This is a genomic window from Actinomadura sp. GC306, assembly GCF_004348665.1.
In the GTDB taxonomy this organism is placed as follows: Bacteria; Actinomycetota; Actinomycetes; order Streptosporangiales; family Streptosporangiaceae; genus Spirillospora.
In genome coordinates this window covers 1-2128 of record NZ_SMKM01000484.1, presented here as the reverse complement: position 1 = coordinate 2128, position 2128 = coordinate 1, and the positions used below count along the sequence as shown (strand labels likewise).

4 protein-coding genes are annotated in these 2128 nt (G+C 72.4%); 2 read left to right on the top strand and 2 right to left on the bottom strand.

Annotated elements, in window-relative coordinates:
- Together E1200_RS32840 and sigE are read right to left on the bottom strand one after the other, a co-directional pair.
- On the bottom strand, positions 1-256 hold a 256-nt coding region (locus E1200_RS32840), incomplete at its 3' end, for a zf-HC2 domain-containing protein (protein ID WP_207933669.1).
- Between the two features lie 87 nt (positions 257-343).
- Positions 344-1021, bottom strand: coding sequence for an RNA polymerase sigma factor SigE (gene sigE, locus E1200_RS32835; RefSeq protein ID WP_243709045.1), 678 nt, complete (start codon positions 1019-1021; stop codon positions 344-346).
- 309 nt (positions 1022-1330) lie between these two features.
- Here sigE and E1200_RS32830 point away from each other — a divergent pair, with 309 nt between their 5' ends.
- Both E1200_RS32830 and E1200_RS32825 read left to right on the top strand, forming a co-directional pair.
- Complete coding sequence (locus tag E1200_RS32830) at positions 1331-1933, top strand: O-methyltransferase (protein ID WP_131956502.1); 603 nt, start codon at positions 1331-1333, stop codon at positions 1931-1933.
- 4 nt (positions 1934-1937) lie between these two features.
- Positions 1938-2128 (top strand): hypothetical protein (locus E1200_RS32825; RefSeq protein WP_207933668.1); only part of this gene is annotated, 191 nt, incomplete at its 3' end.

The window sequence follows — 2128 nt, the reverse complement described above, 5'->3', positions numbered from 1 at the left end:
GGAGGCCGCCGGGCGGGTCGGCGGACGCGGGCAGGCCGCGCAGGCGGGTCAGGAAGTCCGGGGACGGGAGGCCGCCGGCCTCGTCGGCGATCGGGGCGTCGGACAGGTTGCGGAGCCGCCCCTTGAGCAGGCGCAGCGAGGTGACCTCGTCCCTGCACTGGGCGCAGCCCGCGAGATGGGCGAGGACGCGGTCGCGCTCCTCGTGCCCCAGCTCACCGTCGACCAGAGCGGTCAGACGCTCCCCCAGACAACTCACGCCGCCTCCGTCGTTCCGTTCCATCGGGCACGCGGTCCCGCCCCGCGTGCGGTGGGCAATGCCGGACTCGCACTTCAGATCTCAGACTTACACGCCGTCCGGCTGCGGCCCTACGGCGCCCGCCACATGCACGCCCCCCGTCACGTCGTCGTTCTCCGCGGCCTCCATCGCCTGGAGCGCCTGGTACTCGTTCCTGGTGCCGGGCCTGCGGCGGGTCGGCGCGCGGTGCTCCAGCGCCCCGCGCAGCTGCGCCCGCCCCCGGTGGATGCGGCTGCGCACCGTCCCGAGCTTGACGCCGAGCGTCGCGGAGATCTCCTCGTAGGAGAGCCCCTCGATGTCGCACAGGACGACGGCGGCGCGGTACTCGGGCGCCAGCGCGTCGAGCGCCTCCTGCACGTCGGCGTCGAAGTTGGTGTCGTCGAACACCTGCGCAGGGGTCGGCTCGCGGCCCTGGAGGCGTTCGGCGGCGTCGTCGGCGAGGCCCTCGAAGCGGATGCGCTGGCGGCGCCGCGCCATGTCGAGGAACAGGTTCGTGGTGATCCGGTGCAGCCAGCCCTCGAACGTGCCCGGCGTGTAGTTCGACAGTGAACGGAACACGCGGACGAAGACCTCCTGCGTGAGGTCTTCCGCGTCGTGCTGGTTACCGGTCAGCCGGTAGGCGAGCCGGTAGACGCGGGCGGAGTGCTCGCGGACGACCTCGTCCCAGGACGGTGGTGCCCATTCCGCCTCGGGGGCGTTCTCGCGAGCGCTCGTGCCACTGCCCACCCCTTGCCTGGGGCCGACCCCCACAGCGCTTCTGAAACTGAGTGCTGCGACTCCCATGGTGCCGGGCTGTTCCTCTCTCGTGAGCCAAGGTCTCGCCTTGGAACGGCACGGTCTCGCCTGGGCTGGGGCGGTCTCTACCGGTTCGGTGCTCAGTGGGGAGAACCCGCTCGTGAGCGGATTCCTTCCTTCGTTACAACGCGCTGAAACTCCAGTCGGTTCCCTGTCAGCGATATGGTCTTTCCAGCATGACCCAGGCGGGGGTCCCGCGAGGAGGCAGCCATCGACGCCGTTCAGGCCACCCGGGCCTATGTGGAGGATTACCTCCCCGAAGACGAGTCGCTCCTGGACGCCAGGCGCCGCGGCGAGGAGGTCGGCGCCGTGCCGATCGGCGCGGCCGCCGGGGCGGCGCTGCGCTTCCTCGCGACCCTGCTCGGCGCGCGGACGGTCGTGGAGGTCGGCTCCGGCTGCGGTGTGTCCGGCATCTGGCTGATGCGGGGGATGCCGAAGGACGCGGTGCTGACGACCGTCGACATCGACCCCGAGCACCAGCGGATGGCGAAGCAGGCGTACGTGGCGGCGGGGCTCGGCTCCTTCCGCACCCGGATGATCACCGGGCCGGCGCTGGAGGTGCTGCCGCGGCTCACCGACGGCGCCTACGACCTGGTGTTCTGCGACGCGCAGAAGCGCGAGTACCCCGAGTACCTGACGGACGCGCTGCGGCTGCTGCGGCCGGGCGGCGTCGTCGCGTTCGACAACGCGCTGTGGCACGACCGGGTCGCCGACCCGAACCGGCGCGACCCCGACACCGAGGCGATCCGCGAGGTGCACCGGATGGTCCGCGACGACGAGCGGCTCGTCCCGATGCTGCTCCCGGTGGGCGACGGCCTGCTGTGCGCGGTGAAGAGCGGCTGACCCGATGGACGCCGCCCCCGACGAGACCGCAGCCCGCACCCCCGCCGAAACCGCCGACGAAGCCCCCGACGAAGCCCCCGACGAAGCCGCAGCCGAGGAGAGCGTCTCCGGCGACGGCGGCAAGACCGTTGCCGGGGCGGGCGAGCCGTTCGCCGTCCGCATCCGGGTGACGTGGCGGGACGGGTGGGTGCGCGT